At 57.9% G+C, this 21,074-nt stretch carries 20 protein-coding genes; 6 read left to right on the forward strand and 14 right to left on the reverse strand.

The genetic code is table 11. From position 1 onward, the window contains the following. Positions 1–58: 58 nt before the first annotated feature. The 3 genes from H0S68_RS11200 to bioD all read left to right on the forward strand — a co-directional run bounded on the left by H0S68_RS11200 (position 59) and on the right by bioD (position 3,150). Complete coding sequence (locus H0S68_RS11200; protein ID WP_262244217.1) at positions 59–949, forward strand: LysR family transcriptional regulator; 891 nt, start codon at positions 59–61, stop codon at positions 947–949. Between the two features lie 159 nt (positions 950–1,108). Then, positions 1,109–2,326, forward strand: a complete 1,218-nt coding sequence (locus H0S68_RS11205) for an ROK family transcriptional regulator (protein WP_020826757.1) — start codon at positions 1,109–1,111, stop codon at positions 2,324–2,326. Positions 2,327–2,478: 152 nt separating this feature from the next. Beyond that, positions 2,479–3,150 carry a dethiobiotin synthase gene (gene bioD, locus H0S68_RS11210; protein WP_020826758.1) on the forward strand — a complete coding sequence of 224 codons (672 nt, stop codon included), beginning with the start codon at positions 2,479–2,481 and terminating at the stop codon, positions 3,148–3,150. Here the strand turns inward: bioD and clcB are convergent. Then, the gene (clcB, locus tag H0S68_RS11215; RefSeq protein WP_046373643.1) at positions 3,147–4,427 is read right to left on the reverse strand and encodes a voltage-gated ClC-type chloride channel ClcB; all 1,281 of its coding nucleotides are present in this window, start codon (positions 4,425–4,427) and stop codon (positions 3,147–3,149) included. The genes bioD and clcB overlap by 4 nt on opposite strands. A 274-nt stretch (positions 4,428–4,701) precedes the next feature. On the opposite strand from clcB, the gene H0S68_RS11220 reads away from it, so the two are divergent. After that, positions 4,702–6,189 (forward strand): MDR family MFS transporter, encoded by a 1,488-nt coding sequence (locus H0S68_RS11220; RefSeq protein ID WP_122079218.1) that lies wholly within the window; start codon positions 4,702–4,704, stop codon positions 6,187–6,189. A 33-nt stretch (positions 6,190–6,222) separates the two neighbouring features. On the opposite strand, the gene H0S68_RS11225 is transcribed toward H0S68_RS11220, so the two are convergent. Together H0S68_RS11225 and H0S68_RS11230 are read right to left on the reverse strand one after the other, a co-directional pair. After that, on the reverse strand, positions 6,223–6,522 hold the full coding sequence (locus H0S68_RS11225; protein ID WP_020826761.1) for a DUF1161 domain-containing protein: 300 nt from the start codon (positions 6,520–6,522) through the stop codon (positions 6,223–6,225). A gap of 88 nt (positions 6,523–6,610) precedes the next feature. Further along, positions 6,611–6,979 carry a DUF1283 family protein gene (locus H0S68_RS11230; RefSeq protein WP_020826762.1) on the reverse strand — a complete coding sequence of 123 codons (369 nt, stop codon included), beginning with the start codon at positions 6,977–6,979 and terminating at the stop codon, positions 6,611–6,613. Between the two features lie 148 nt (positions 6,980–7,127). Here H0S68_RS11230 and H0S68_RS11235 point away from each other — a divergent pair, with 148 nt between their 5' ends. Next, entirely contained in the window at positions 7,128–7,454 is a 327-nt protein-coding gene (locus H0S68_RS11235) for a YnfA family protein (RefSeq protein ID WP_020826763.1), read from the forward strand. 35 nt (positions 7,455–7,489) lie between these two features. On the opposite strand, the gene ydfG is transcribed toward H0S68_RS11235, so the two are convergent. From ydfG to H0S68_RS11290, 11 genes are all read right to left on the reverse strand, one after another. Beyond that, positions 7,490–8,239, reverse strand: a complete 750-nt coding sequence (gene ydfG, locus H0S68_RS11240; RefSeq protein ID WP_115058896.1) for a bifunctional NADP-dependent 3-hydroxy acid dehydrogenase/3-hydroxypropionate dehydrogenase YdfG — start codon at positions 8,237–8,239, stop codon at positions 7,490–7,492. Positions 8,240–8,416: 177 nt separating this feature from the next. Then, entirely contained in the window at positions 8,417–8,938 is a 522-nt protein-coding gene (locus tag H0S68_RS11245) for a GNAT family N-acetyltransferase (RefSeq protein WP_041414537.1), read from the reverse strand. A 97-nt stretch (positions 8,939–9,035) separates the two neighbouring features. After that, on the reverse strand, positions 9,036–10,478 hold the full coding sequence (locus tag H0S68_RS11250; protein ID WP_410529389.1) for an MFS transporter: 1,443 nt from the start codon (positions 10,476–10,478) through the stop codon (positions 9,036–9,038). Positions 10,479–10,647: 169 nt separating this feature from the next. Beyond that, positions 10,648–12,978 (reverse strand): TonB-dependent Fe(3+) dicitrate receptor FecA, encoded by a 2,331-nt coding sequence (gene fecA / locus H0S68_RS11255; RefSeq protein ID WP_130015683.1) that lies wholly within the window; start codon positions 12,976–12,978, stop codon positions 10,648–10,650. A gap of 110 nt (positions 12,979–13,088) precedes the next feature. Continuing rightward, positions 13,089–14,045 carry a ferric citrate uptake sigma factor regulator FecR gene (gene fecR, locus H0S68_RS11260; protein ID WP_410529390.1) on the reverse strand — a complete coding sequence of 319 codons (957 nt, stop codon included), beginning with the start codon at positions 14,043–14,045 and terminating at the stop codon, positions 13,089–13,091. After that, positions 14,045–14,566: a ferric citrate uptake sigma factor FecI gene (fecI, locus tag H0S68_RS11265; RefSeq protein WP_262255400.1), complete on the reverse strand. Its 522-nt coding sequence runs from the start codon at positions 14,564–14,566 to the stop codon at positions 14,045–14,047. The genes fecR and fecI overlap by 1 nt, the downstream gene beginning before the upstream one ends. A gap of 93 nt (positions 14,567–14,659) precedes the next feature. Further along, positions 14,660–15,739, reverse strand: a complete 1,080-nt coding sequence (locus tag H0S68_RS11270) for an ABC transporter ATP-binding protein (RefSeq protein WP_262255401.1) — start codon at positions 15,737–15,739, stop codon at positions 14,660–14,662. After that, on the reverse strand, positions 15,739–16,692 hold the full coding sequence (locus tag H0S68_RS11275) for a carbohydrate kinase family protein (protein ID WP_198639600.1): 954 nt from the start codon (positions 16,690–16,692) through the stop codon (positions 15,739–15,741). Before H0S68_RS11275 ends, H0S68_RS11270 begins: the two co-directional genes overlap by 1 nt. 20 nt (positions 16,693–16,712) lie before the next feature. Next, positions 16,713–17,552: a carbohydrate ABC transporter permease gene (locus H0S68_RS11280; protein ID WP_046373635.1), complete on the reverse strand. Its 840-nt coding sequence runs from the start codon at positions 17,550–17,552 to the stop codon at positions 16,713–16,715. After that, entirely contained in the window at positions 17,542–18,450 is a 909-nt protein-coding gene (locus H0S68_RS11285; protein WP_020826773.1) for a carbohydrate ABC transporter permease, read from the reverse strand. The genes H0S68_RS11280 and H0S68_RS11285 overlap by 11 nt, the downstream gene beginning before the upstream one ends. Before the next feature lie 9 nt (positions 18,451–18,459). Continuing rightward, a complete protein-coding gene (locus H0S68_RS11290; RefSeq protein WP_020826774.1) occupies positions 18,460–19,710 on the reverse strand; it encodes an extracellular solute-binding protein in 1,251 nt (416 codons plus the stop codon). A 100-nt stretch (positions 19,711–19,810) separates the two neighbouring features. Between H0S68_RS11290 and H0S68_RS11295 the strand changes: the two genes are divergently transcribed. Continuing rightward, the gene (locus H0S68_RS11295) at positions 19,811–20,986 is read left to right on the forward strand and encodes an ROK family transcriptional regulator (RefSeq protein ID WP_261135312.1); all 1,176 of its coding nucleotides are present in this window, start codon (positions 19,811–19,813) and stop codon (positions 20,984–20,986) included. Positions 20,987–21,074 lie beyond the last annotated feature (88 nt).

A 21,074-nucleotide genomic window follows, 5' to 3' on the forward strand; every position in this document is an offset into this window, starting at 1 on the left:
AGGGAGAGGTCAGTTTTTTGTCTAATATATTAATAATTAAAATTAAGACGTTTAAAGTATGAATATTGAGTTGAGGCATCTGCGTTATTTTATCGCCGTGGCGGAAGAGTTGCATTTTGGCCGTGCAGCGGAACGGCTGCGTATTTCACAACCGCCGCTCAGCCAACAAATCCAGGCGCTGGAGGAAATGGTTGGCGCTCGCCTTTTGGCGCGGAATAACCGCAATGTCAGCCTGACTCAGGCGGGGGAGATGTTCCTGAAAGAAGCCTATCAGGTGCTCGATCAGGTCAGTCGTGCGGCGGAAAAGGCAGCGCGATTGGAACGCGGCGAACTTGGCGAACTGACCATTGGTTTCACCTCTTCGGCACCCTTTATCAGCGTAGTGTCGCGCAGCCTGCGGGCTTTCCGTCAGAAACACCCGCAGGTGCACATCAAGATGCGAGAAGTGAACACCAAGCAGCAGATCGAACCCTTGCTCAATGGCGAGCTCGATCTGGGCGTGATGCGTAACACCCGCTTGCCGGACGTGTTGAAACATCAACTTCTGCTATGTGAGCCTCTGGTGGCGGTGGTGCCGGAAGGGCATCCGCTAACCCAGGTGGCTTCCGGTACCTTGCGTTTCCAACATTTGGCGGAAGAACCCTTTGTGTTTTTCTCGCGTGAGGTGGGAACCGCGTTGCATGACGAAATTTTGTCGCTGCTGGCCAAGGCGGGGATCACGCCCTATATCACTCAGGAGGTTGGTGAGGCGATGACCATCATTGGCCTGGTGTCTTCTGGCCTGGGTATCTCTATACTTCCGGCGTCTTTCGCCCGGGTTAAAATCGACGGAGTACAATATTTGCCGCTGGCGGAGCCGGAGGCGATGACTGAAGTTTGGCTGGTGCACCATCGTCAACGGCCGTTGACGGCGGCAGCAAAATCCTTGATGGCGTTACTGTTGCCCTGACGGAGCAACTGGGTAAATAAAACACAATCCGTAGCGAAAGCAGGGTGAATTTGTGCAGCAAATCACATAACGAATCAAATAGTTGACGCTGTATTCCAAAAGCCCCACCATAGCCGATAGTCTTTATTTAGAAGCGCGAAAAATAGTAGGAGCAGGTTTGTGATTGCTGTTGGGCAGCCTGGGCATATTGATCAAATCAAGCAAACAAATGCAGGGGCAGTTTATCGGTTAATCGATCAACTGGGCCCAATTTCGCGCATCGAACTGTCAAAGCGAGCACAGCTGGCGCCCGCCAGCATCACCAAAATCGTGCGGGAGCTGTTGGAAGCCCATCTGGTTAAAGAAACCGAATATCAGGAAGTGGGCAGCCGCGGCCGCCCGGCGGTGGGTCTGGTGTTGGACACCGAAGCCTGGCATTACCTTTCCGCCCGCATCAGCCGTGGCACCATCACGCTGGCGCTGCGTGATATCAGCAGCAAGCTGGTAGTTGAGGAAATCCTCCCCCTGGCCGCCGAACACCCCGATCCGCTGCTGAAACGCATTCTGACCGAAGTCGATCAGTTCTTTATCCGCCATCAAAGCAAACTGGAGCGGTTGACGGCCATTGCCATTACCTTACCGGGGATGGTGGATGCGATTTCCGGCGTGGTGCATCGCATGCCGTTTTACGACGTGGAAGATATGCCCTTGGGGCCGGCGTTGGAAACGCGCACCGGTCTGCCGGTGTATCTGCAGCACGACATCAGCGCCTGGACCATGGCCGAAGCCTTATACGGCGCTTCACGCGGCAGTCAAAACGTCATTCAGGTGGTGATCGATCATAACGTCGGCGCCGGCGTCATCACCGGTGGTCGGGTGCTGCATGCCGGTAGCCGCAGTGTGGTAGAGATTGGTCATACCCAGGTCGACCCTTACGGCAAACGCTGTTACTGCGGCAACCACGGCTGCCTGGAAACCGTAGCCAGTATCGAGAATATGTTGGAAATCGCCCGCACGCGGCTCGGGACCTCGATGAGTTCCAGCCTGCACGGCATGCCGCTGACGGTCGAATCGCTGTGTGATGCAGCGCTGGCAGGCGACCAACTGGCCAAAGATATCATCCTTGGCGTGGGCCACAGCGTAGGCCGTATCCTGGCTATCATGGTCAACCTGTTCAATCCGGAAAAAATCCTGGTCGGCTCCCCGCTAAACCGCGCGGCGGAAATTCTGCACCCGGCCATTGCCTCCTGCATTCGTCAGCAATCTTTGCCGGCTTACAGCGAGCATATTAAGGTGGAGTCCACCCAGTTCTTCAACAAAGGCACCATGCCCGGTGCGGCTTTGGTGAAAGAAGCGTTATATAACGGTTCGCTATTGGTTCAGTTGCTGCAAGGCTAACACCAATCAGTAATACTTATCGTTTAACGCCAAAATGTTGCGCTACCTCAAGCTCGTGCCTGTCGGCATCCTCTAGACTTTTCCCCGTTCTACTCTTTCGCCGTAAACCCGGCGATATTTTGGTTAACGGTGTATCTCGGGGCAATTAAGTCATGTTAACGCGTTTATTTGTAACAGGAACGGATACCGATGTCGGTAAAACCGTGGTTTCTCGCGCTTTGTTGCAGGCCTTTGCCGCACAGGGCCGCTCAGTGGCCGGCTACAAGCCGGTTGCTGCACGCTGTCAGGAAACCAGTGAAGGCCTTCGCAATAAAGACGCTTTGGTTCTGCAGGCCTCTTCAACTCTGCCGCTGTCATATCAGGAAATTAATCCCATCACCTGTCTGGAAGAAGTGTTTCACGCGCAACCTACCGACGATATCAACTATGGTGTGATGAGCAGCGGACTGCAGCATCTATCCGCCAAGGCCGATACCGTGGTGGTCGAGGGCAGTGGTGGCTGGCGCGTGCTGATGAACGACATGCGGCCTTATGCCGAATGGGTGGTGCAGGAGCAGCTGCCGGTAGTTTTAGTGGTGGGGATTAAATTGGGCTGTGTCAGCCATGCGTTGTTAACGGCTCAGTCGATCATTAATGACGGCTTACCTTTGCTGGGCTGGGTGGCAAACCGCATTAACCCGGGGCTGGCACACTATGCCGAAACCATCGATGCGTTGCAGCAGCGCATTCCTGCGCCGTTGCTGGGTGAAATTCCTTATCTGCCGCGGGCTGAGCAGCGTGAATTGGCGCATTACCTGGATATCTCACCGCTGCTGAACCGCTAGGCGTTGTGATAGACCGACACCGAGCGCAAACCCCGTGAAACGGTAGTGGCGATCACGCAGGCCAGCAAAATGCCCGGCAGCAGGGTGTATTCACCGGTCATTTCGAACACCATCAACGCAGCCATGATCGGCGCGTGGGTGGTTGCGGCCAGCAGCGTGGCCATACCGGTCAGCGCCATCAGCAGCGGCACCGCGCTGCCCAGTTCCGGCCAGGTGGCGCACAGTTGCCCAACCACCGAACCCAGAGCGGCCCCGACAAACAACGTTGGCGTGAATACGCCGCCGGGCGCTCCGGAACCGCTGCTGGCGAGCACCGCCAACAGTTTACAAATCAGAATGGCACCAACCAGCAATACGCCGGGCGGCGCACTGAGCAGTGACTGCACCACGCTGTAGCCATTGCCCCACACCTCAGGAAACAGCAGCGAAAGCAACCCCACGATCAACCCGCCGAGCGCCAATTGCAAAGGGGGCTTCAGGCGCAGCGAACGGAAAGCATGGCCGGTGGCCTGCATCGCCCATAAAAATAGCGGGCCGCAAATGCCGGCCAATACGCCCAGTAGCGCCATCAGCAGATATTGCACCGGCCAGGGGGCGGGCAGAGGCTCAACCAGATACAGCGGCGCCTGGCCACCGTTAAGCAAGTTGGTCATCAACAGTGCGCAAACGGCGGCAATCACCACCGGGCCCAGCGAGGCCAGCATCAGCGTGCCAAACAGGATTTCCGCAATAAACAGGCTGCCTGCCAACGGGGCGTGGTAAGCGCTGGCCATCCCGGCAGCCGCGGCGCAGGCGACCCACAGTTTCCATTCTTTCTCGTGGGTGAAGCGTTGAGCAAACACGGAACCCACCAGCGCGGCCAGCAGGATCATCGCACCTTCGCGACCGATGGCGCTGCCGCTGGAGACCACCAGCAGCGAAGCCAGGCATTTCACCAGACTGGCACTGACGTCCAGCCGCCCGTCGCCGGTTTCGATCGCTTCCATATAATCGGTTGGCGCTATCTGTCGTTGATGTTGATAGCGTTGGTAAACCCACAGCAGCGTGCCCGCCGCCAGGCCGCCTAACGCCGGGGTCAGCGCCCTTCGCCAGGCCGGTAAAGCTGAGGCGGCAGCGACAAGGCTGCCGCTCTCATGGTCGAGCAACAGCCATTCCAGGCCCAGCATCGCACGGTGAAACAGCCAAACCACCAACGCGGCGGCGATACCAAGAAAGATGGCAATAAACAGGCGGCGCAGCAGGGCGCGATAGTGGTGCAGGTGGACCCATCGTTTCATGCGTCAGTAAAATCAGGAGAAAAATGAAAGGTTCAGCGGAGTATTGTGCTTGCCGTGTCAGCCGAAGGCCAGTGAATCTTTGCAGAATTGGCGGAGGGCTCATGGTTTAGCGGGGTGGCAGGGATTCACCCTGATTTTTGTGACGATGTCACTTGAAGTTCAAATGGTGCGTTTTTCGCCAGCGAAAACAGCTAACTAGACAGCGGTAACGGCAGCGACTCGTCGGGCTGATATAATGGGATGAAAATGAGAATCCAAGGTTTGTATTCACGCTATGACAAATAACGAAGCCCCAGCGCCACTCCCTCATCGTCCGTTGATCCTGATTGCCTGCATGTTGGCGATGTTTATGTCAGCCATTGAGGCGACGATTGTCGCCACGGCGATGCCCACAATTATCGGCGATCTGGGCGGGTTTTCTCTGCTGGGCTGGGTGTTTGCAGTGTATTTATTGGCGCAGGCCATTACCATTCCGATTTATGGCCGGCTGGCGGACTTCCTCGGGCGCAAGCGGGTATTTTTCTTTGGCGCCACGCTGTTTTTGCTGGGCTCGGTACTGTGCGGTTTCTCACCCAATATGTACTGGCTGATCGGTTTTCGGCTGCTGCAGGGCCTGGGGGCCGGGGCGATTATGCCGATAGCCACCACCATCATCGGGGATGTTTACAGCGCCACCGAACGGCCGAAGGTAATGGGTTATCTGTCCAGCGTCTGGGGTGTTTCGGCGATCGTTGGCCCGCTGCTGGGCGCGTTTATCGTCCAGCATCTGCCTTGGGCGTTGGTGTTCTGGGTTAATTTACCCATTGGCCTGTTGGCGATGTTTTTCCTTGGCCGCTATTTGCCTTCTCACCAACAGCTACGTAAGCATGCGTTGGATCTGGCGGGCACGGCTTGGCTGACGCTGTTTGTTTCGGCGCTGTTGTTATCGCTGCTGCAGGCCGAAAACCTCGGGTGGTGGGTGCTGCCGCTGTTAGGGGTGGCGGCCGTTGCGCTGATGTTGTTGGTTCGACAGGAACGCCGTGCGCCGGAGCCATTGTTCCCGCTGGCGCTGTGGCAAAGCCGGGTGATTGTGGCCGGCAATATTGGCGGTCTGGTGATTGGTGCGGCGATGATGGGGATCAGCGCTTTCCTGCCGACCTTTATTCAGGGCGTGATGGGCGGGACACCGCTGGAAGCCGGTACCACGCTGGCGCTGATGTCGATTGGCTGGCCGCTGGCCAGCACCTTCAGCGGACGGCTGATGCTGATGACGTCCTACCGTACGACGGCGCTGCTGGGCGCGCTGTTGCTGGTGGCCGGCGGGCTGATCTTATTGCTGATGCAACCGAGCGGCGGTTTGCTGTGGGGCAGAGTGGCCGCCTTTATGATCGGCGCCGGTATGGGGCTGTGCAACACCACGTTTTTGGTTTCGGTGCAGAACGCCGCGCACCACAGCATCCGTGGCATCGCCACTGCTTGCACGGTGTTTACCCGTATGATGGGCTCGGCGATCGGTACCGCGATCTTGGGGGCCACGCTGAACATTAACCTTCAGGTGCGTCTGCCGCAAACGACCGATCCGGTCCAACAGTTGATGGAGCCGGCTACGCGTGGCGCAATGGGGTCGGAAATGCTGGCAGAGATGACGCAGCAGGTTGCCGCCTCACTGCATTGGGTATTTTTGGTCTCCGCCATCATTTCACTGTTGGCATTGGCGGCTGCGATGTTGATCCCCGCCCGGCATCGGCCGCAGGGTGAGGGAGAAGAGGCGGAACAAGCCTAAAGGAAAGGGCGCCGATAGCGCCCTGGATCAGAATTACTGTGCGGTTTTGGTATCTTGACTGGTGCCGGTCTGGGCCGCGTCACCGCTGTCGTCGCCGTTGCTCAGGCGAGTATATACAATCTTTTGGGTGTCGTTCTCGCAGTGGCCAACCACCAGCCCGCCGGCCTGTTGGGCCTGATCGTTAGGCACGATATCCAGCTTGAAGCCGGATTCCGGCACGCCGTTGTTGATAATTTTCTGCGAAATGTCCGCCTTCACGCTCTCGCACGAGGCCAGGGCGGCCAGGGGGGCTGCGGCCATCAGCACTGCACCCAAGATAAGCGCTTTTTTCATCAATTCGTCCTTTTTGAGAATGGGCTTCCTTAGTCAGAATAGCAGCAACGGCGGCGGAGAGTAACGGCCGCCGCGTGCTGCCGCAAGATTAAGGATTAATCTGACGACCGGTCTGACGATCCAGACACTTGCGAGTATTGGGTTCCCAATATGCATTAACGTTCAGGCTGTCGTTGCAGCGGTCTTCGTTATCAATCGCCTTGTCTACCTTGTCGAACTCTTTCTCCACGCGGGTGTTGACCTTATGGCGCAGGGATTTGGTGTCGTTGAACTGTTCTTTGCTCTGACGAGCCGCTTCGGTACTCATGGCGCCGCTGTTACTGCCGTCGACGGTCACGCAGGTGCTGCCCTGAGTGCAACTGGCGGCCAGTGCCGGTGCCTGCCAGGCGCCCATTAGCATCAGCATGGCGACCGGCAGCATCCCGCGCAGCAGTCGTTGAGTAGAAAGTGTTTTCATCGTTTCATCCTTATGAGTTAGTGTTGCCTGATAGCGGCAGCACTGGCTTTAACGCGCCCTCGGGCGTGCTGATAAATATACCATCCTGCTCTTGGAGTGCACCAATTAAGCGCCGCATCGTTTACTTTACAGAGAGAAAGCTTTCACCATGTTAAAGACCACCCTGTTATTTTTCGCCACTGCGCTGGCTGAGATCGTCGGCTGTTTCTTACCTTATCTGTGGTTGAAAAAGGGCGCCAGCGCCTGGCTGCTGCTGCCGGCGGCGGCCAGCCTGATGCTGTTTGTTTGGTTATTGACGCTGCATCCTGCAGCCAGCGGGCGTGTATATGCGGCGTATGGCGGAGTCTACGTTGCGACGGCACTGTTGTGGCTACGGGTGGTTGACGGGGTGAAACTGTCGGCGTTGGACTGGCTGGGCGCCGGGGTGGCGCTGGCGGGGATGCTGATTATTGTTTCGGGCTGGCGAGCGGCCTGACAAGCGGCGGCAGGGGCTGGCCCTGCCGCATAAAATCACGCTTCGCGGTGGATATTCAATCCGGCAAAGGATTGGCTGACCGGCATGATCTCCAGCGAGTTGATGTTAACGTGGGGCGGCAGAGTCGCCACCCAGAACACCGACTCGGCAATATCTTCCGGCGTCAACGCATTGGCGCCGTCGTAGACCTTATCCACCTTGCCGTCATCGCCTTTGAAGCGCACGTTAGAGAATTCCGTGCCGCCCACCAGGCCTGGCTCAATGTCGGTTACGCGGATGCGGGTGCCGTGTAGGTCGGCGCGCAGGCCGAGGCTGAATTGCTTGACGAAGGCCTTGGTCGCGCCGTAGACGTTACCGCCGGCATAGGGCCAGTTGGCAGCAACGGAGCCGATATTGATCACATGGCCGACGTTGCGTTCAACCATTGCCGGCAGCAGGGCGCGGGTCATGTTCACCAGGCCTTTGGCATTGGTGTCGATCATGGTTTCCCAATCATCGGCGTTGGCCTTGTGTGCAGGCTCCAAACCTAACGCCAGGCCGGCGTTGTTCACCAGCACGTCAATCTGGCGCAGTGCCGCAGGCAGCTCATCAATCACCTGCTGAATTGCCGCGCGATTACGTACGTCCAGACGGACGATATGCAGCGCCTCGCCCAATTCGTCTTTCAACTCTTCCAGACGTTCAATACGGCGGCCGGAGGCGATCACCTGATGGCCTTCGCGGATAAAACGTCGTGTGATGGACTCACCAAACCCTGAGGTGGCGCCCGTGACAAAAATGATCATGCTACTGTTCCTCAACTGTTTTTAACCACATGCTAATAGCATTAGCATAATCCCGGTTTAAGTGGCAGTGGTTATCGGCGTCGACATAAAAAAACCGCCATCGCTGCTGCCAGACGGGCGGTTTTTTGGTCAGAGGGTTATGCAAGCCGGGCTGAAAGTGCCCGTTCTGCAATGTTGCTACAGCTGAGGCGGTACGTGGTACACCACGCAGTCATATTTGGTATTTTCGCGTCGGCCTGCCACTACGCCGCCCAGAGATTCGGCGATGCGTCGGCTGGGGGTGTTTTGTTCTGCCACCGGATAGATAAAGTGACGCGGCCGGTAGCGCTCGCTGGCCCACACCGCCATGGCATGAACGATTTCGCGGCCGTAGCCGTTACCGTGCAGGCTCTCTTTTACCCAGATACCCAGCTCCGGGGTGGTGTTGTGCAAGTCATGCAGGCCGCCCATGCCGACAAACTCTTTGCTGTCGCGCAGGCGAGCGACGAAAATCAGCTCCTCACCTTCGCGGATCAGCGGCAGCCAGGTTTGCCAAACGTTGGCGAAGGCCTCCGGCGACTCTTCAGGCTCAAAATTCATAAAGCGCGTCAGTGTAGGGGTAATCGCCTGGTAAACATCGTCGGCATCTGCTGCGGTAAAAGGGGCAATCAACAACCGGTCGGTGTTCACGCGGCACTGAGAAAGGTCACTGTGGATCATTATTATTACCTCGCTTTTCAGGCCAAAACGGCAAAAAATCCGCACCGGTGAAACGGGGCGGATCATCGATATTACGTTGATTGGCGACAGATGCGACTTATTTCTGCAATCGCTGAGGCGAGAGCGGCAAAGGTTCGGCCGCCGGTTTTCGCTGGCGTACCTCACTGCCGGCGTTCGGATCCAGGGTAAAGCTGTCAATCACCGCCAGCAGCGCGATAACGCCGATGACCACAAACGCCAGTTGGAAATCGACCAATGGAATGCGCGCTGTGGACTGCGGCATCAGCATTTCCGCCAGGCGCAGTGCCAACGCGCCGATGGCGATACCCAGCCCGCTGCCCATTTGCTGCGAGACATTAAACAACGTATTGGCGCCGTTCATTTGCGGCTGCGGCACTTCGGAAAACGCTAACGTGTTGAGCGCAGTGAACTGCATGGAGCGCGTCAGTCCACTGACGAACAGCAGCCCCAGAATCAGCCAGGTCGGCGTCTGCGGCGTCAACAACGCGCAGGCGAAAATGGTAGCGGCATTGAGCAAACCGTTCACCACCAGCGTAGTACGGAAGCGAAAACGGTACAGCACCGCCGAGGTAAAGGGCTTCATCACCAGGTTGCCGGCGAACACCGCCAGCACCAACAGCCCGGCATCGAAGGCGTTAAGGCCAAACCCAATCTGGAACAATAGCGGCAGCAAGAAGGGCACGGCGCCGATGGCGATACGGAACAGCGTACCGCCCAAAATCGTGACGGCGTAACTTTTTATCCGCATCGCCCACAGGTTGATTAAAGGATGTGCCGTACGCTTGGCATGGCGAACCGCCAGTGCACCCAGTGCCAGGCTGCCAAAAATGCACAACGCGGGTACCAGCCAGGACAATTGCGGATGGTTGATCAGATCCAAACCGAACATCAGGCCGAAGCAGGCAATGCCGGTCAGCACGAAGCCGAGGGCGTCAAAGGGAACGCCTTTCTGCGGCGCTTCCTGAGGGATCAGTCGCCAGGCCAGCCACAGTGCGGCGATGCCCAGCGGCACGTTCAGAATAAAAATCCAGTGCCACGAGGCGTAAGTGGTAATAAATCCCCCGACCGGCGGGCCGAGGATCGGGGCCACCAGGCCCGGCCAGGTAATGGTGGCGATGGCTTTGATCAAATCGGGTTTGGCGGTATTGCGCAGTACCACCAGGCGCCCGACCGGCACCATCAACGCTCCGCCGAAACCCTGCAGAATTCGGGCAGCAGTAAACGTCGGCAGGTTAACGCTGGCGGCACAGAGCACCGATGCCAGGGTAAAAATCAGCACTGCCGCCGCGAAGATATTGCGCGCGCCAAAGCGGTTGGCAATCCAGCCGCTGGCAGGAATAAATACCGTCAGCGTCAGAATATAGGCCGAAATACCGATGTTCATGTCCACCGGTCGCACGCCGAAAGCCGCCGCCATCTGCGGCATGGCGGTGACGATCACTGTCCCGTCGAGGTTTTCCATAAAAAAGGCACCCGCCACCAGCAGTGGCAGCGCACTGGCGCGTGAAAAGAAACTCATGGCAAAGCACGCCGGGCGAAGCGCAGACAGGATGCGGACATGGCAGAAACCCCGTTTCAAAAATGTTAACGCCGGAAGAGTTTTTGAGGATAACTCATTGCGCCAAGGTTAAAAAGAGGTTGAGCGGGTGATAATTAGCGGGCGCAGCGCTTGCGCCCGCACAGGGAAATCAGAACTTCACCGAACCTTGCAAATACAGGGTTCGTGGCTGACCGATGTATAGCCCCTTGTTGTTGTCGTCGTAAGCGCGGGTGAAATATTCATGGTTAAACAGGTTTTTAACCCCGACGCCCAGATTCAGTCCGGCCATTTCCGGTCCAAAATCATAGGCGGCGCGCAGGCCCCACAGCATATAGCCAGGAATGCGGCCGGTACTGCCGTCGGCACTTTCCGCCACGGTGTTGGCATTGTCGGCGAACTGGCTGGACTGGAATTCACTGTTGAGGTTGAACGTCCAACTGCCCGGCGTGTAATCCAGCCCCAGCGTACCTTTATGCTTCGGTGAGAACGGCACCTGGTTGCCTTTGTAGGCGCCTTCCTCACGGATGGTGGCGTTGACATAGGCATAGCTGGCGTAAACCGTCACGTCGTCCAGTTTGGGAGTCAACTGCGACAGATCGTAACGCAGGTTGCCCTCCAGCCCGGCGTGTCGAGTTTTGCCACGTGCGGTGACGCTGTCGGTGACCTGGTTCGAATCATACTGATTATTGAAGTTGATCAGGAACAGGCCAATCTCACCTTGCAGCGCATCGCCTTCATAGCGGGTGCCCAGTTCCCAGGTTCGCGCTTTTTCCGGTTCGATATTGCCGCTGTCGACCGCTTTACCCATCTGGCTGTATTGCACCGTGCCGAACGAGCCTTCGGTATTGGCGTACAGGTTCCAATATTCGTTCAGATGATACATGACATTCAGCGCAGGCAGCGGGGCGTTGTAGCTGACGTCGAGGCGATTATTCTTGATGTAATTATTCTGATAGGAAGAGATATGCTCATAGCGCATGCCCGGCGTGATGGTCCAATCGCCGATATCTATGCGGTCATCAATGTAAAAGGCGTGGGCGTCAGTGCCGGACTGAGTATCGCGATCGTAAGGGCTGCTGGTTGAAGGTAATACGCCGCTGCTGGCCTTGCTGTAGTAGCGTAGCTCATGGGTCGATTCACTGACGTAGCGATAACCTACGCCGACTTCATGCGCCGACTGGCCCCAACGGAAGCTTTGGCTGTAGCGTGGCTCCACGCCGCGTACCCAATATTCGCGCGGCGAAAGCGTCAGGTTCTTGCCCTGATCGAGATAGCCGCTGCGCAGGGTATAGGTATAGAAACTCTGCACGTCGAATTTGTGTTGCTGATCCGGCTGATATTGATAGCCGAAGTTGGCCAACTGGCGACGGCCCCAGAATTTGTCATAAGGACGCGTAGACTGGAATGGATTGGCGTTGTAATCCGCCCGGCTTAATCCACCCGGCATATCGGCCTGGCCTTCGTAATATTGCAATAAGCTATTAAAGGTGTGCACCTCGTTTGGCGCATAGCGGCTTTTCAACATCACGTCGTCGATTTTGGTCGAACTGTGTTCGCGCCAGTCGCTGCCGCGGGTGCCGGAATAAAGCAACGCGCTGCCAAAGCCGTTGTCGGCGGTACCACCGATCATCAGGTTGCCGGTGCCTTTGGGGTGATCCTGACGGGAGGTCGGGCTAAGTTGGCCCTGCATGCCGGCTTCCATGCCGAAGGTTTTCGGGATGGCCTTGGTGACAAAGTTCACTACGCCACCGACGCTTTGCGGCCCGTAACGTACGGCACCGCCGCCGCGGACCACGTCTACCGCATCCATATTGCCGAGGGATACCGGCGCCAGCGACAGCTGCGGCTGGCCATAAGGGGCAAAGGGCACCGGAATGCCATCCATCAGCACGGTCGAACGGCTGGCCAGGCGTGGGTTTAAACCACGAATGCCGAAATTGAGTGCCATATCGTGGCTGCCGGTGCCGTTATTTTCCGGAGCAACCACGCCCGGCACGCGATTCAGCGCTTCTCGCAAGGTGGTGGCGCCGGTTTTGGCGAACTCTTCTCGGCGCACCACGTCACGCGCGCCGGCGTGTTCGAATACGTCAATCTGACGGCCTTCAGCCAGCCAGTCACCGACCACGGTGATGTCTTGTTCTTGCTGCACCGTCGGCTGTTGGACCAGCGTAAAGCCATTAGCCCCCAACGCCTTGGCCTGCAAGCCGCTGCCTGCCAGCAGTGCGTTCAGCCCCTGATTAACGTCGTAGTTGCCTTTCAACCCTGGTGAACGCTTGCCGGCGGTCAAACTTCCGTCAACGGACAGCGCAATGCCGGCATGGGCGGCAAAGGCATTTAACGCGCCATCCAGATCGCCTGCGGGGATCTGATAAGCGGTAGCGGCAACCGGTGCTGTCTGCGCTGCCAGCAAGGGTGAAGCGAATGCCAGACCCACGGCGACCGCCAGTGGTTGAAGCGGTTTTCCCCAAAAATTGTTCATACCTTCTCCTGATTATTCTATTTTTTGCTGCAGTGTTTTAACTGGAGTCGGATGAAAACGAAAAAGGGACAATCAAGAATGCGATTTTTTATCATTTTCATTTAAATAAATCAGGCGGGGACCACTTTTAACCAATAACGGGTAAAGCTTTGCAGCCGGATCGGCAGCGTTTGGCTGAGCAGCAGGAGTGCGCGATCGGGCTCCTTCAGTGGGAAACTGCCGCTCACGCGTAGGCCGGCAATGGCCGGATCGCAATCCAAACGGCCGTGACGGTAACGCGCCAGTTCGGCAAGCACCTGTTCCAGGCGCCATTGACTGACGCTCAGCACGCCGCGGGTCCAGCTGTCGCCGTTGCTGGCAGCCTGTTGTTGGCCGAATGCCACAGCGCTGAAGCTGATTTGTTCCCCGGCGTTGACCCGTCGTTTTTCCTGTGGGAACTGTGCCAGTTGGGCTTCCACGGCGTGTTCAAGCACCGTCAGTTGCGTTTGATCGTCGTTTTCTCGCACCAGGAAATGGGTGCCGAGTGCGCGCATGGCACCTTGCCGGCTTTCGACCCAAAACGGCCGGTCGTCGCGGCCGGTAATCAAACTGATTTCTCCGCTGTGCAGCAGGATCAGCCGTTTTTCAGCGCTGTAGCGAACATCGACAGCGCTGGCGGTATTGAGTACCAACTGGCTGCCGTCGCTGAGGACGATGGGTTTAATTTCACCGGTAGCGGTGCGGTAGTCGGCGCGCAGCTCGCGACCCAACGGGGACTGAAAGCCCAACCAACTGCCACCGACGCCCAGCAACAGCAACAGACTTTTCAGCAGGGTGCGGCGATCCAGCGTGGACTGGCGGCCGGCCTGGTCGAGCGTGCGATAGCTGAATTTTCCAGGTACGCCCTGCAACTGACTTTGCAGTGCTTCAACGCGTTGCCAGGCCCAGCGGTGATCTTCGTTTTGTTGGTGCCAGGCCTGCCACTGTTGCCGTTGGTGCTCGGTGACGTTTTCGTCGCATAACAGGGCAAACCATTGGGCGGCCATTTTCAGCGCCTGGCGCTGCTCTGGGGTGAGGGTGTGGCTCATTACGGGTATTCTGTTTCCAGGCTGAACAGCAGGCAGTGCTCGGCGGCTTTGGCCATGTATTTTTTTACTGAACTGACCGAAACGCCGAGGCGTTGTGCAATCTCGGCATAGCCCAGTCCTTCGAGCTGCGACAGCAAAAAGGCCTGTTTGATCTTCGGCCCCAGCCCGTCGAGCATGCTGTCGATGTGTTGCAGACTTTCAAGCAGGCTGTGGCGCTGTTCGGGTGAGGGCGCCTGCGCCTCCGGCATCAGCGCCAGCATATCCAGATAAGCGCGCTCCAGCGTTTTGCGGCGGAAGAAATCGACCATCACCCGCTTGGCGAGGGTAACCAAAAAATCTTTGGGTTCGCGAATAGCGGCGGCGGAGTCGTTTTTCAGGACCCGCATGAAGGTGTCCTGTGCCAGGTCGTCGGCGTCAAAAGCGCAACCGAGTCGACGTTGCAGCCAGCCCCGCAGCCAACCGTGATGGGTTGCGTAGAGGTGTGTAAGCGCATCTGAGGAAGTAGGGGCTGTGGCTGACATGGGTTCCGCGCTGCCGGTCAAAAAAGATGCGCGGATGATAATTGAGAATGGTTATCGTTTCAAGTTTGACGCCATCCCTGGCCACGCGAACTTTCAACTTTCACTCAAGCGCAGTCCCGTCGCGGCATCGAACAGGTGGATCGCGTCACGGTTGGGCGCTAACCACAGCGGCTGGTCGCTTTGTGCGTTAATTCGTCCGTTGAACTGTACGTGCAGGCGATAACCGCCCCAGTTGATATGCAGCAGGCTGACATCGCCGGTGATCTCCATCAGTCGCAGTTGGGCGGCAGGTTGCTCGCTGGTGTCGACCAGGTGGAAGTCATGGGGACGCAGCCCGAGGATCACCTTGCTGCCTGCCACAACATGCCGCCATTTCGCGGGCAATGGCAGCCAGAGTTCGCCACAGGCGACGCCAGGCCGGTCGTCGCGCGGCGTGACGACGCCGTCCAACAGGTTCATTGGCGGTGAGCCGATAAAGCGCGCCACAAAGGTATCGGCGGGAGCGTCGTAGATCTCCAACGGTTTGCCTTGCTGCACGATATTGCCGTCTTTCATCACCACGATTTGGTCCGCCAGCGTCATGGCTTCAATCTGATCGTGGGTGACATACACCGTGGTGGTTTTGAACTGCTGATGCAGGGCCTTGATCTCGGCACGCAGCTCCATACGCAGTTGGGCATCGAGATTGGACAGCGGTTCGTCGAATAAAAATACCTTGGGATTACGCACCATGGCGCGGCCCATCGCTACCCGCTGCCGTTGGCCGCCGGAGAGTTCTTTTGGATAGCGCTGCAAAAGATGATCGATCGCCAAAATGCGCGCTGCTTGCTGAACCTTGGCCTGCTGCTCAGCCTTGGTTACCTTCATCACCTGCATGTGAAAAGCCATGTTTTCCGCCACCGTCAGGTGCGGATAGAGCGCATAGCTCTGGAACACCATGGCGATGTCGCGGTCGGCAGGATCCAGATCGTTGATCTTCTTTTTATCCAGCAGGATCGTGCCTTCCGTCAGGCTGTCCAGCCCGGCCAACAGGCGCAGCAGCGTGGACTTGCCGCAGCCTGACGGGCCGACCAGCACGGTAAAACTGCCGTCGGGGATCACCAGATCCAGGGGGTTCAATACCCGCTGTTTGCCATAGTATTTGGCCACTTTTACCAGTTCTACACTTGCCATCAGACCATTTCTCCGGCGCAGGTTTTCAGGGTATTCCAGTCCAGGTATTGGCGCGGCGAGCTGCTGATAGCGTGGCTGGCAGCACGAATACCCCAGCGCAGCGCCACTGCTGACGAGTGGCCATGCAGGCAGGCGGTCAGGAAACCGGCATTGAAACTGTCGCCGGCACCAATGGTGTCGACCACCTTGATCGGATGTGCCGCCGCCTGCAATAACCGTTCGCCGCACCACATGCGCGCACCGTCCGGGCCACATTTCACCACGCAGGCGGCGTCGGCAGGCTGTTGACGATTCAGGGTACGAGCGGCGGTGTACAGATCCTCACTGCCCGCCATGCCACAGGTTTCCACTTCATTGAGCAGCAAAACATCACAGAACGGCAGCCAGTCGGCGATTTGCGTGCGTAACGGTTCGCTCCAGCCCTGTGGGGGCCAACCGGTATCAACCGCAATGCGATAGCCGCGCTGGCGCAGGGTCTTCAGCAACGCCGGGTAGTCCGCCAACAAGGTGGTGCACAGGAAGGTGCCGCACAACAAAACGGTGTCGCCGCTGCCGGCCAACACCGGGATCTGATGCAGCACATCGTCCTGGCTGAGGCGGGTAATATGCCCCTGATTGCTAAAAAACGTGCGTTCATTGTCGGGGTGGGTGACGCCGAAAGTCAGCGAAGTTTCGCAGCTGTAGATCGGCCAATACGGCGAACTGTCCGGAAACAGCTGCGCCAGCCAGGGGCTGAAATAGTCATTGCCCTGATTGGCCACCAGCCGGTAAGGGGTTTCCAGCGCCGCCAGCGCCAGTGCGCAGTTGCCTGCTGAACCGCCGGGGCGCAGTTCACTGTGATCGAGCATCGCTTCAGTTCCTTTCTGCGGCCATTGCTGCAAGGTGCTCATGATCACATCGACGTTGATATTGCCCACCACGTACAGCGTGGGTTTGGTGTTGGTCTTCATCATGTCTATTTTCCCTGAATAAATTAGCCCTTGCTGCCGCCGCTGGTTAAGCCGCTAACCAGGGTTTTTTGCAGCCACAGGGCAATGAACAGCGGTGGAATGGCAGCCAGAATGCCGACGGCGGCGATCAGCCCGTCATCGGTGGCGCGCCCGGCGGTAAAACCGGCTATGGTCACCGGTAAGGTCTGCGCCTGAATATTGCTGGTAAACAGCAGCGCGTAGAAAAATTCGTCCCAGGCCAGCAACCAGCCGAACAGCGCCGAGGCACCCAATGCCGGTTTGGCCAGCGGCAGGGTAATGCGCAACAGCACTTGCCACTGGCGTAACCCGTCCAGCCGGGCGGCCTGCTCGATGTCGATCGGCAGGGCATCAAACTGGTTTTTCAGCATCCAGGTGAGAAACGGCAGGATCAGCGAGCAGTAGACCAGCACCAGACCGATATGGGTGTTCAACAGCGCCAACTGTTGCAGGATAAAGTACAGCGGCAGCACGAAAGCCACCGGCGGCACCATGTAGATCGCCAGGCTGGCAAACAGCCAGCCGTCGCGGCCGGGGTAGCGGGAAAAGCTGAACGCCGCAGGAATGGCCAGCAATAACGAAATCAGCGTCGCGCCGCAGGCAACCAGCAGGCTGTTGAACAACGCATGCAGAAACAACGCACCGGGTTGGCCGGGTTGCAACGACAGCAGGCTGACGTAACGCGAAAAATCCCAGTGACGCGGCAGCCATTCCAGCGGCACGCGGGTCAGATCGGCCGAAGAGCTGACGCTCATCAGAAACAGCCATAGCATCGGTGCGAGGATCGACACTGCCAGCAGCAGCGCGGCGCCGTAGCGCAAGAGCAGGCGGAGTTTAGGCTTCATCGGCGAGGCTCCTTCTGCGCTGGCGGAACAGCATCAGCATGTACAGCGCAATCAGCACGCCGCACAGCAAGGTCATCAGCACGGCGTAGGCGGCACCGCTGCCGGCGCGCAGATAGCTGAACGATTCCTGATAGACAAAGAAACTCAGGGTTTTGGTGCTGTCCATTGGCCCGCCGCGCGTCATCACGTAAATGATGTCGAACACTTTGAACGCGTCGATGGTACGCAGCACCAACGCCACGGCCAGCGGCGCCAGAATGGCGGGCAGGGTGATGGCGCGGAATCGTCGCCAGGCAGAGGCGCCGTCCAGCCGAGCCGCCTCGTACAAATCGTCCGGGATGGTTTGCAATGCCGCCAGCGTCAGCAGGGTGATCAGCGGATAGTTCTTCCAAATGTCCGCGAGCATTACCGCGTTGAGTGCCGAAGCCGGGTCTCCCAGCCAACTGCGATAGTGGTCGATCACGCCGAGCTGAGTCAGCAGCGCGTTGATGCTGCCGTAATCCGGGTTGAAATTCAGTCGCCACATCGTGGCGTTGACGATGGTCGGTAGCGCCCAGGGTAAAATCACCAACACCCGCAGCAGATTGCGACCGTGGAATTTTTGATTGAGCAACAGCGCCACCAGCACGCCAATCACCCCTTCAAACGCCACCGAAACCAGGGTGAAATACAGCGTACGCCCCAGAGCCGCCTGAAAATCCGGGTCGGTCAGGGCATAAAGAAAGTTATCCGCACCGACCCAGGCCGGCGCTACGCCGTCGCCAACCAGCGCCGCATCGGTAAAACTCAGCCACAGGGTACGACCCAGCGGCCAGGCGGTGAGCAGCAGCATCATCAGCAGCATGGGTGCCAGCAGCACCCATGCCTGACGACGCTCACGTTGGGGCAGAGTGAGCATCGTCATCGCTTAACGCAACCGTGCTGCGCTTTGGGTCGCGGCATCCAGCCCGGCCTGCGGCGTGACTTTACCCTGCAGGATTTGCTGCAGGTCCTGCTGCAATCCGTTGGACAGCCGTGAGTAATCCGCGGTTTCGGGGCGCGAAAGCATCACGTTCAACGACTGTTTGGCGGCAGCGATCAGCGGTTCCTGACCTTTCTGCACCGCGGGATCCTCATAGGAGGATTTCCAGATCGGCAGACTAAGCTTGGCGTACTTGTCCTGCACCGGCTGCGAGGTCATGTAACTGATGTACTGCCAGGCCTGATCGGGGTGGGCGCTGGCCTTGGCAATGCCGAGACCCATGGAGCCATTCACCGCAGAAACCTGACCGGCCTCGGAGCCCGGTGCAGGCACGATACCGACGTCGCCGGCCACCTTGCTTTGCTTCGGATCGTTGGCCATGTTGTACATATAGGTCCAGTTCAGTGCGAAGGCTGCATCCCCGTTGGAGAAGGCCTTGCGCACGTCCTCCTCAAGATACTCGCGAGAATTCGGGTTGGTGAGCCCCTTATCCAGTGACGCTTTCATGTAGCTGGCGGCCTGCAGCGAACCCGGGCTGGAGAAGGTGATTTTGCCCTGCTGGATGAACTGGCCCTTGAAGGCCGACACCAGCGTGGTGTAGTCGCAAACCAGCGCTTCGGCCTGTGACCAGCTCCACACCAGCGGGTACTTGACCACGTTTTTCTGCTTCAAAATTTCCGCCTGCTGTTCCAGCTCCTGCCAGGTTTTCGGCGGGGCGGCAATACCGGCCTTGGCCAGCATGGCCTTGTTGTAATACAGGTATTTGGTGTCGAGGATCCACGGCATGCCCCAGCGCTTGTCTTTGTAGGTGACGGTGGTCATGGCGCCGGCAAAGATTTTGGCGCTGTCGTCGGCGCTGATGCGCGCGGTGACGTCTTGCAGCAGACCGAACTTGGTGAATTCCGCCGGCCAGATGGCGTCGAACAGCACCACGTCGTAGCCATTGCTGCCGGCACCGCGTGCCGCGACGATTTTATCGTGCAGCGCCTCGTAAGGGACAAACTCCAGATTAACGGTGATATCCGGGTGTTGTTTGCTGAAGTCCGCGGTCATGGCGCGGATATCGTTTTCACTGTAGGCCGCCTGGGTCATAAACAACGCGCTAATTTGCGTGGGGGCGGCATAGGCGGATGAGAGACTGAGCGCCAGGGCAGACAAAGTACAGACTGCCGTAGCGGCAAGGGTATGGCTTTTCATTGTGCGTTCTCCGGTGTTAAAAAGATTTTTAAATCAATTTGATTGCTTTATTGGAGGGCACCATACTGCAAAGACGATTTCCCTTTCTGCATAGGCAGTTATGACGACTTCCGGCACTAACCTTGAACATGCTCGCGCACACAACCGGCGCGTAGTGATAGAGGCTATCCGTCTGCACGGAGAACTGACCCGTGCCGAAATTGCCCGGCTGACCTCACTGACGCCGCAAACCGTTTCAAACATCGCAACCGAGCTGGAACAGGCCGGCATTCTCTCCTCGCACCTGCCGCGTCGTGCCGGCGGGCGAGGTCAGCCGGCCACGCCGTTGACCCTTAACCCAGACAGTGCGTATTCCATCGGCATCCATCTGGATCACCAGTCCCTGCTGATGATCGTGGTTGATCTGTCAGGCAGCGTACGTTTCCACCGGCTGATTATGGTGCAAAAGCCGCAACCTGCTGCGACCTTGAAACTGATTTGTGATGTACTGCAAGAAATGCGCCAGCAGCCGGATCTGGCCTGGGGGAAAATGCTGGGGATCGGCGTGGTAATGCCGGGGCCGTTTGGCGTGGAAGGGATTTCATCGGTGGGGCCGACCACGCTCAACGGTTGGGAAAATATCGATGTGGTGGCTGAACTTAACGCGCAAAGCGGCCTGCCGGTGACGCTGGAGAACGATGCCACCGTCGCCGCCATCGGCGAGCGTTTGCACGGCGTAGCCAGACAGCTGAATTCGTTTATTTATTTGTATCTCGGTACCGGGCTTGGCGCGGGGATTTTCACCGATGGCCGAATTTATACCGGCCATGCGCACAATGCTGGTGAAGTCGGCCACATGATTGTGCAACCGGGCGGGCGAGCCTGCTACTGCGGTAACCAGGGCTGCCTGGAGCGTTATGTCTCTCTGCAGGCGGCCTACGAGAGCTGCGGGCTGGATCCGATGAGCGCCAGACCACAAGACTTGCTGGCATTACCGCAGTCGCAGATTGACACCTGGCTGGATTCGGCGGTGCCTGCGTTACGTCAGGCGATCAACATCGTTGAATGCATGTTTGACGCTGAAGCCGTGATTATCGGCGGCCTGATGCCGGAAAGCCTCGTGGCGCAACTGATTAAACGGTTGGCGCCGCTGCATCGCTCGGTGCGCAGCAAATACCTCGACGGCCTGCGGGTGCGGCTGGGCACCACCGGTGCGGATACCGCTGCATTGGGGGCGGCGGCTCTGCCGCTGTTTGATGAATTCAATCCCCGTTATGAAGTGTTATTGAAGTCATAAAACCCATCCTCCGATTTATATTCTTGCCCAATAATGGTGCAGGCTAATCATTAATCCAATATAAGCAAACGGTTGCTATTTAAGGGCA

Origin of the sequence: Serratia sp. AXJ-M, assembly GCF_046531865.1 — a bacterium.
Lineage (GTDB): Bacteria > Pseudomonadota > Gammaproteobacteria > Enterobacterales > Enterobacteriaceae > Serratia > Serratia liquefaciens.

What these genes read in the sequence shown, in the direction of transcription:
- H0S68_RS11285 (WP_020826773.1), bottom strand. Translation starts at nt 18,450, where the DNA reads ATGCTCACTCTGCCCCAACGTGAGCGTCGTCAGGCATGGGTGCTGCTG.
- bioD (WP_020826758.1), top strand. Translation starts at nt 2,479, where the DNA reads ATGTTAACGCGTTTATTTGTAACAGGAACGGATACCGATGTCGGTAAA.
- H0S68_RS11230 (WP_020826762.1), bottom strand. Translation starts at nt 6,979, where the DNA reads ATGAAAACACTTTCTACTCAACGACTGCTGCGCGGGATGCTGCCGGTC.
- H0S68_RS11270 (WP_262255401.1), bottom strand. Translation starts at nt 15,739, where the DNA reads ATGGCAAGTGTAGAACTGGTAAAAGTGGCCAAATACTATGGCAAACAG.
- H0S68_RS11295 (WP_261135312.1), top strand. Translation starts at nt 19,811, where the DNA reads ATGACGACTTCCGGCACTAACCTTGAACATGCTCGCGCACACAACCGG.
- H0S68_RS11200 (WP_262244217.1), top strand. Translation starts at nt 59, where the DNA reads ATGAATATTGAGTTGAGGCATCTGCGTTATTTTATCGCCGTGGCGGAA.
- fecA (WP_130015683.1), bottom strand. Translation starts at nt 12,978, where the DNA reads ATGAACAATTTTTGGGGAAAACCGCTTCAACCACTGGCGGTCGCCGTG.
- H0S68_RS11220 (WP_122079218.1), top strand. Translation starts at nt 4,702, where the DNA reads ATGACAAATAACGAAGCCCCAGCGCCACTCCCTCATCGTCCGTTGATC.
- ydfG (WP_115058896.1), bottom strand. Translation starts at nt 8,239, where the DNA reads ATGATCATTTTTGTCACGGGCGCCACCTCAGGGTTTGGTGAGTCCATC.
- H0S68_RS11245 (WP_041414537.1), bottom strand. Translation starts at nt 8,938, where the DNA reads ATGATCCACAGTGACCTTTCTCAGTGCCGCGTGAACACCGACCGGTTG.
- fecI (WP_262255400.1), bottom strand. Translation starts at nt 14,566, where the DNA reads ATGTCAGCCACAGCCCCTACTTCCTCAGATGCGCTTACACACCTCTAC.
- clcB (WP_046373643.1), bottom strand. Translation starts at nt 4,427, where the DNA reads ATGAAACGATGGGTCCACCTGCACCACTATCGCGCCCTGCTGCGCCGC.
- H0S68_RS11280 (WP_046373635.1), bottom strand. Translation starts at nt 17,552, where the DNA reads ATGAAGCCTAAACTCCGCCTGCTCTTGCGCTACGGCGCCGCGCTGCTG.
- H0S68_RS11290 (WP_020826774.1), bottom strand. Translation starts at nt 19,710, where the DNA reads ATGAAAAGCCATACCCTTGCCGCTACGGCAGTCTGTACTTTGTCTGCC.
- H0S68_RS11225 (WP_020826761.1), bottom strand. Translation starts at nt 6,522, where the DNA reads ATGAAAAAAGCGCTTATCTTGGGTGCAGTGCTGATGGCCGCAGCCCCC.
- H0S68_RS11235 (WP_020826763.1), top strand. Translation starts at nt 7,128, where the DNA reads ATGTTAAAGACCACCCTGTTATTTTTCGCCACTGCGCTGGCTGAGATC.
- H0S68_RS11275 (WP_198639600.1), bottom strand. Translation starts at nt 16,692, where the DNA reads ATGATGAAGACCAACACCAAACCCACGCTGTACGTGGTGGGCAATATC.
- fecR (WP_410529390.1), bottom strand. Translation starts at nt 14,045, where the DNA reads ATGAGCCACACCCTCACCCCAGAGCAGCGCCAGGCGCTGAAAATGGCC.
- H0S68_RS11250 (WP_410529389.1), bottom strand. Translation starts at nt 10,478, where the DNA reads ATGAGTTTCTTTTCACGCGCCAGTGCGCTGCCACTGCTGGTGGCGGGT.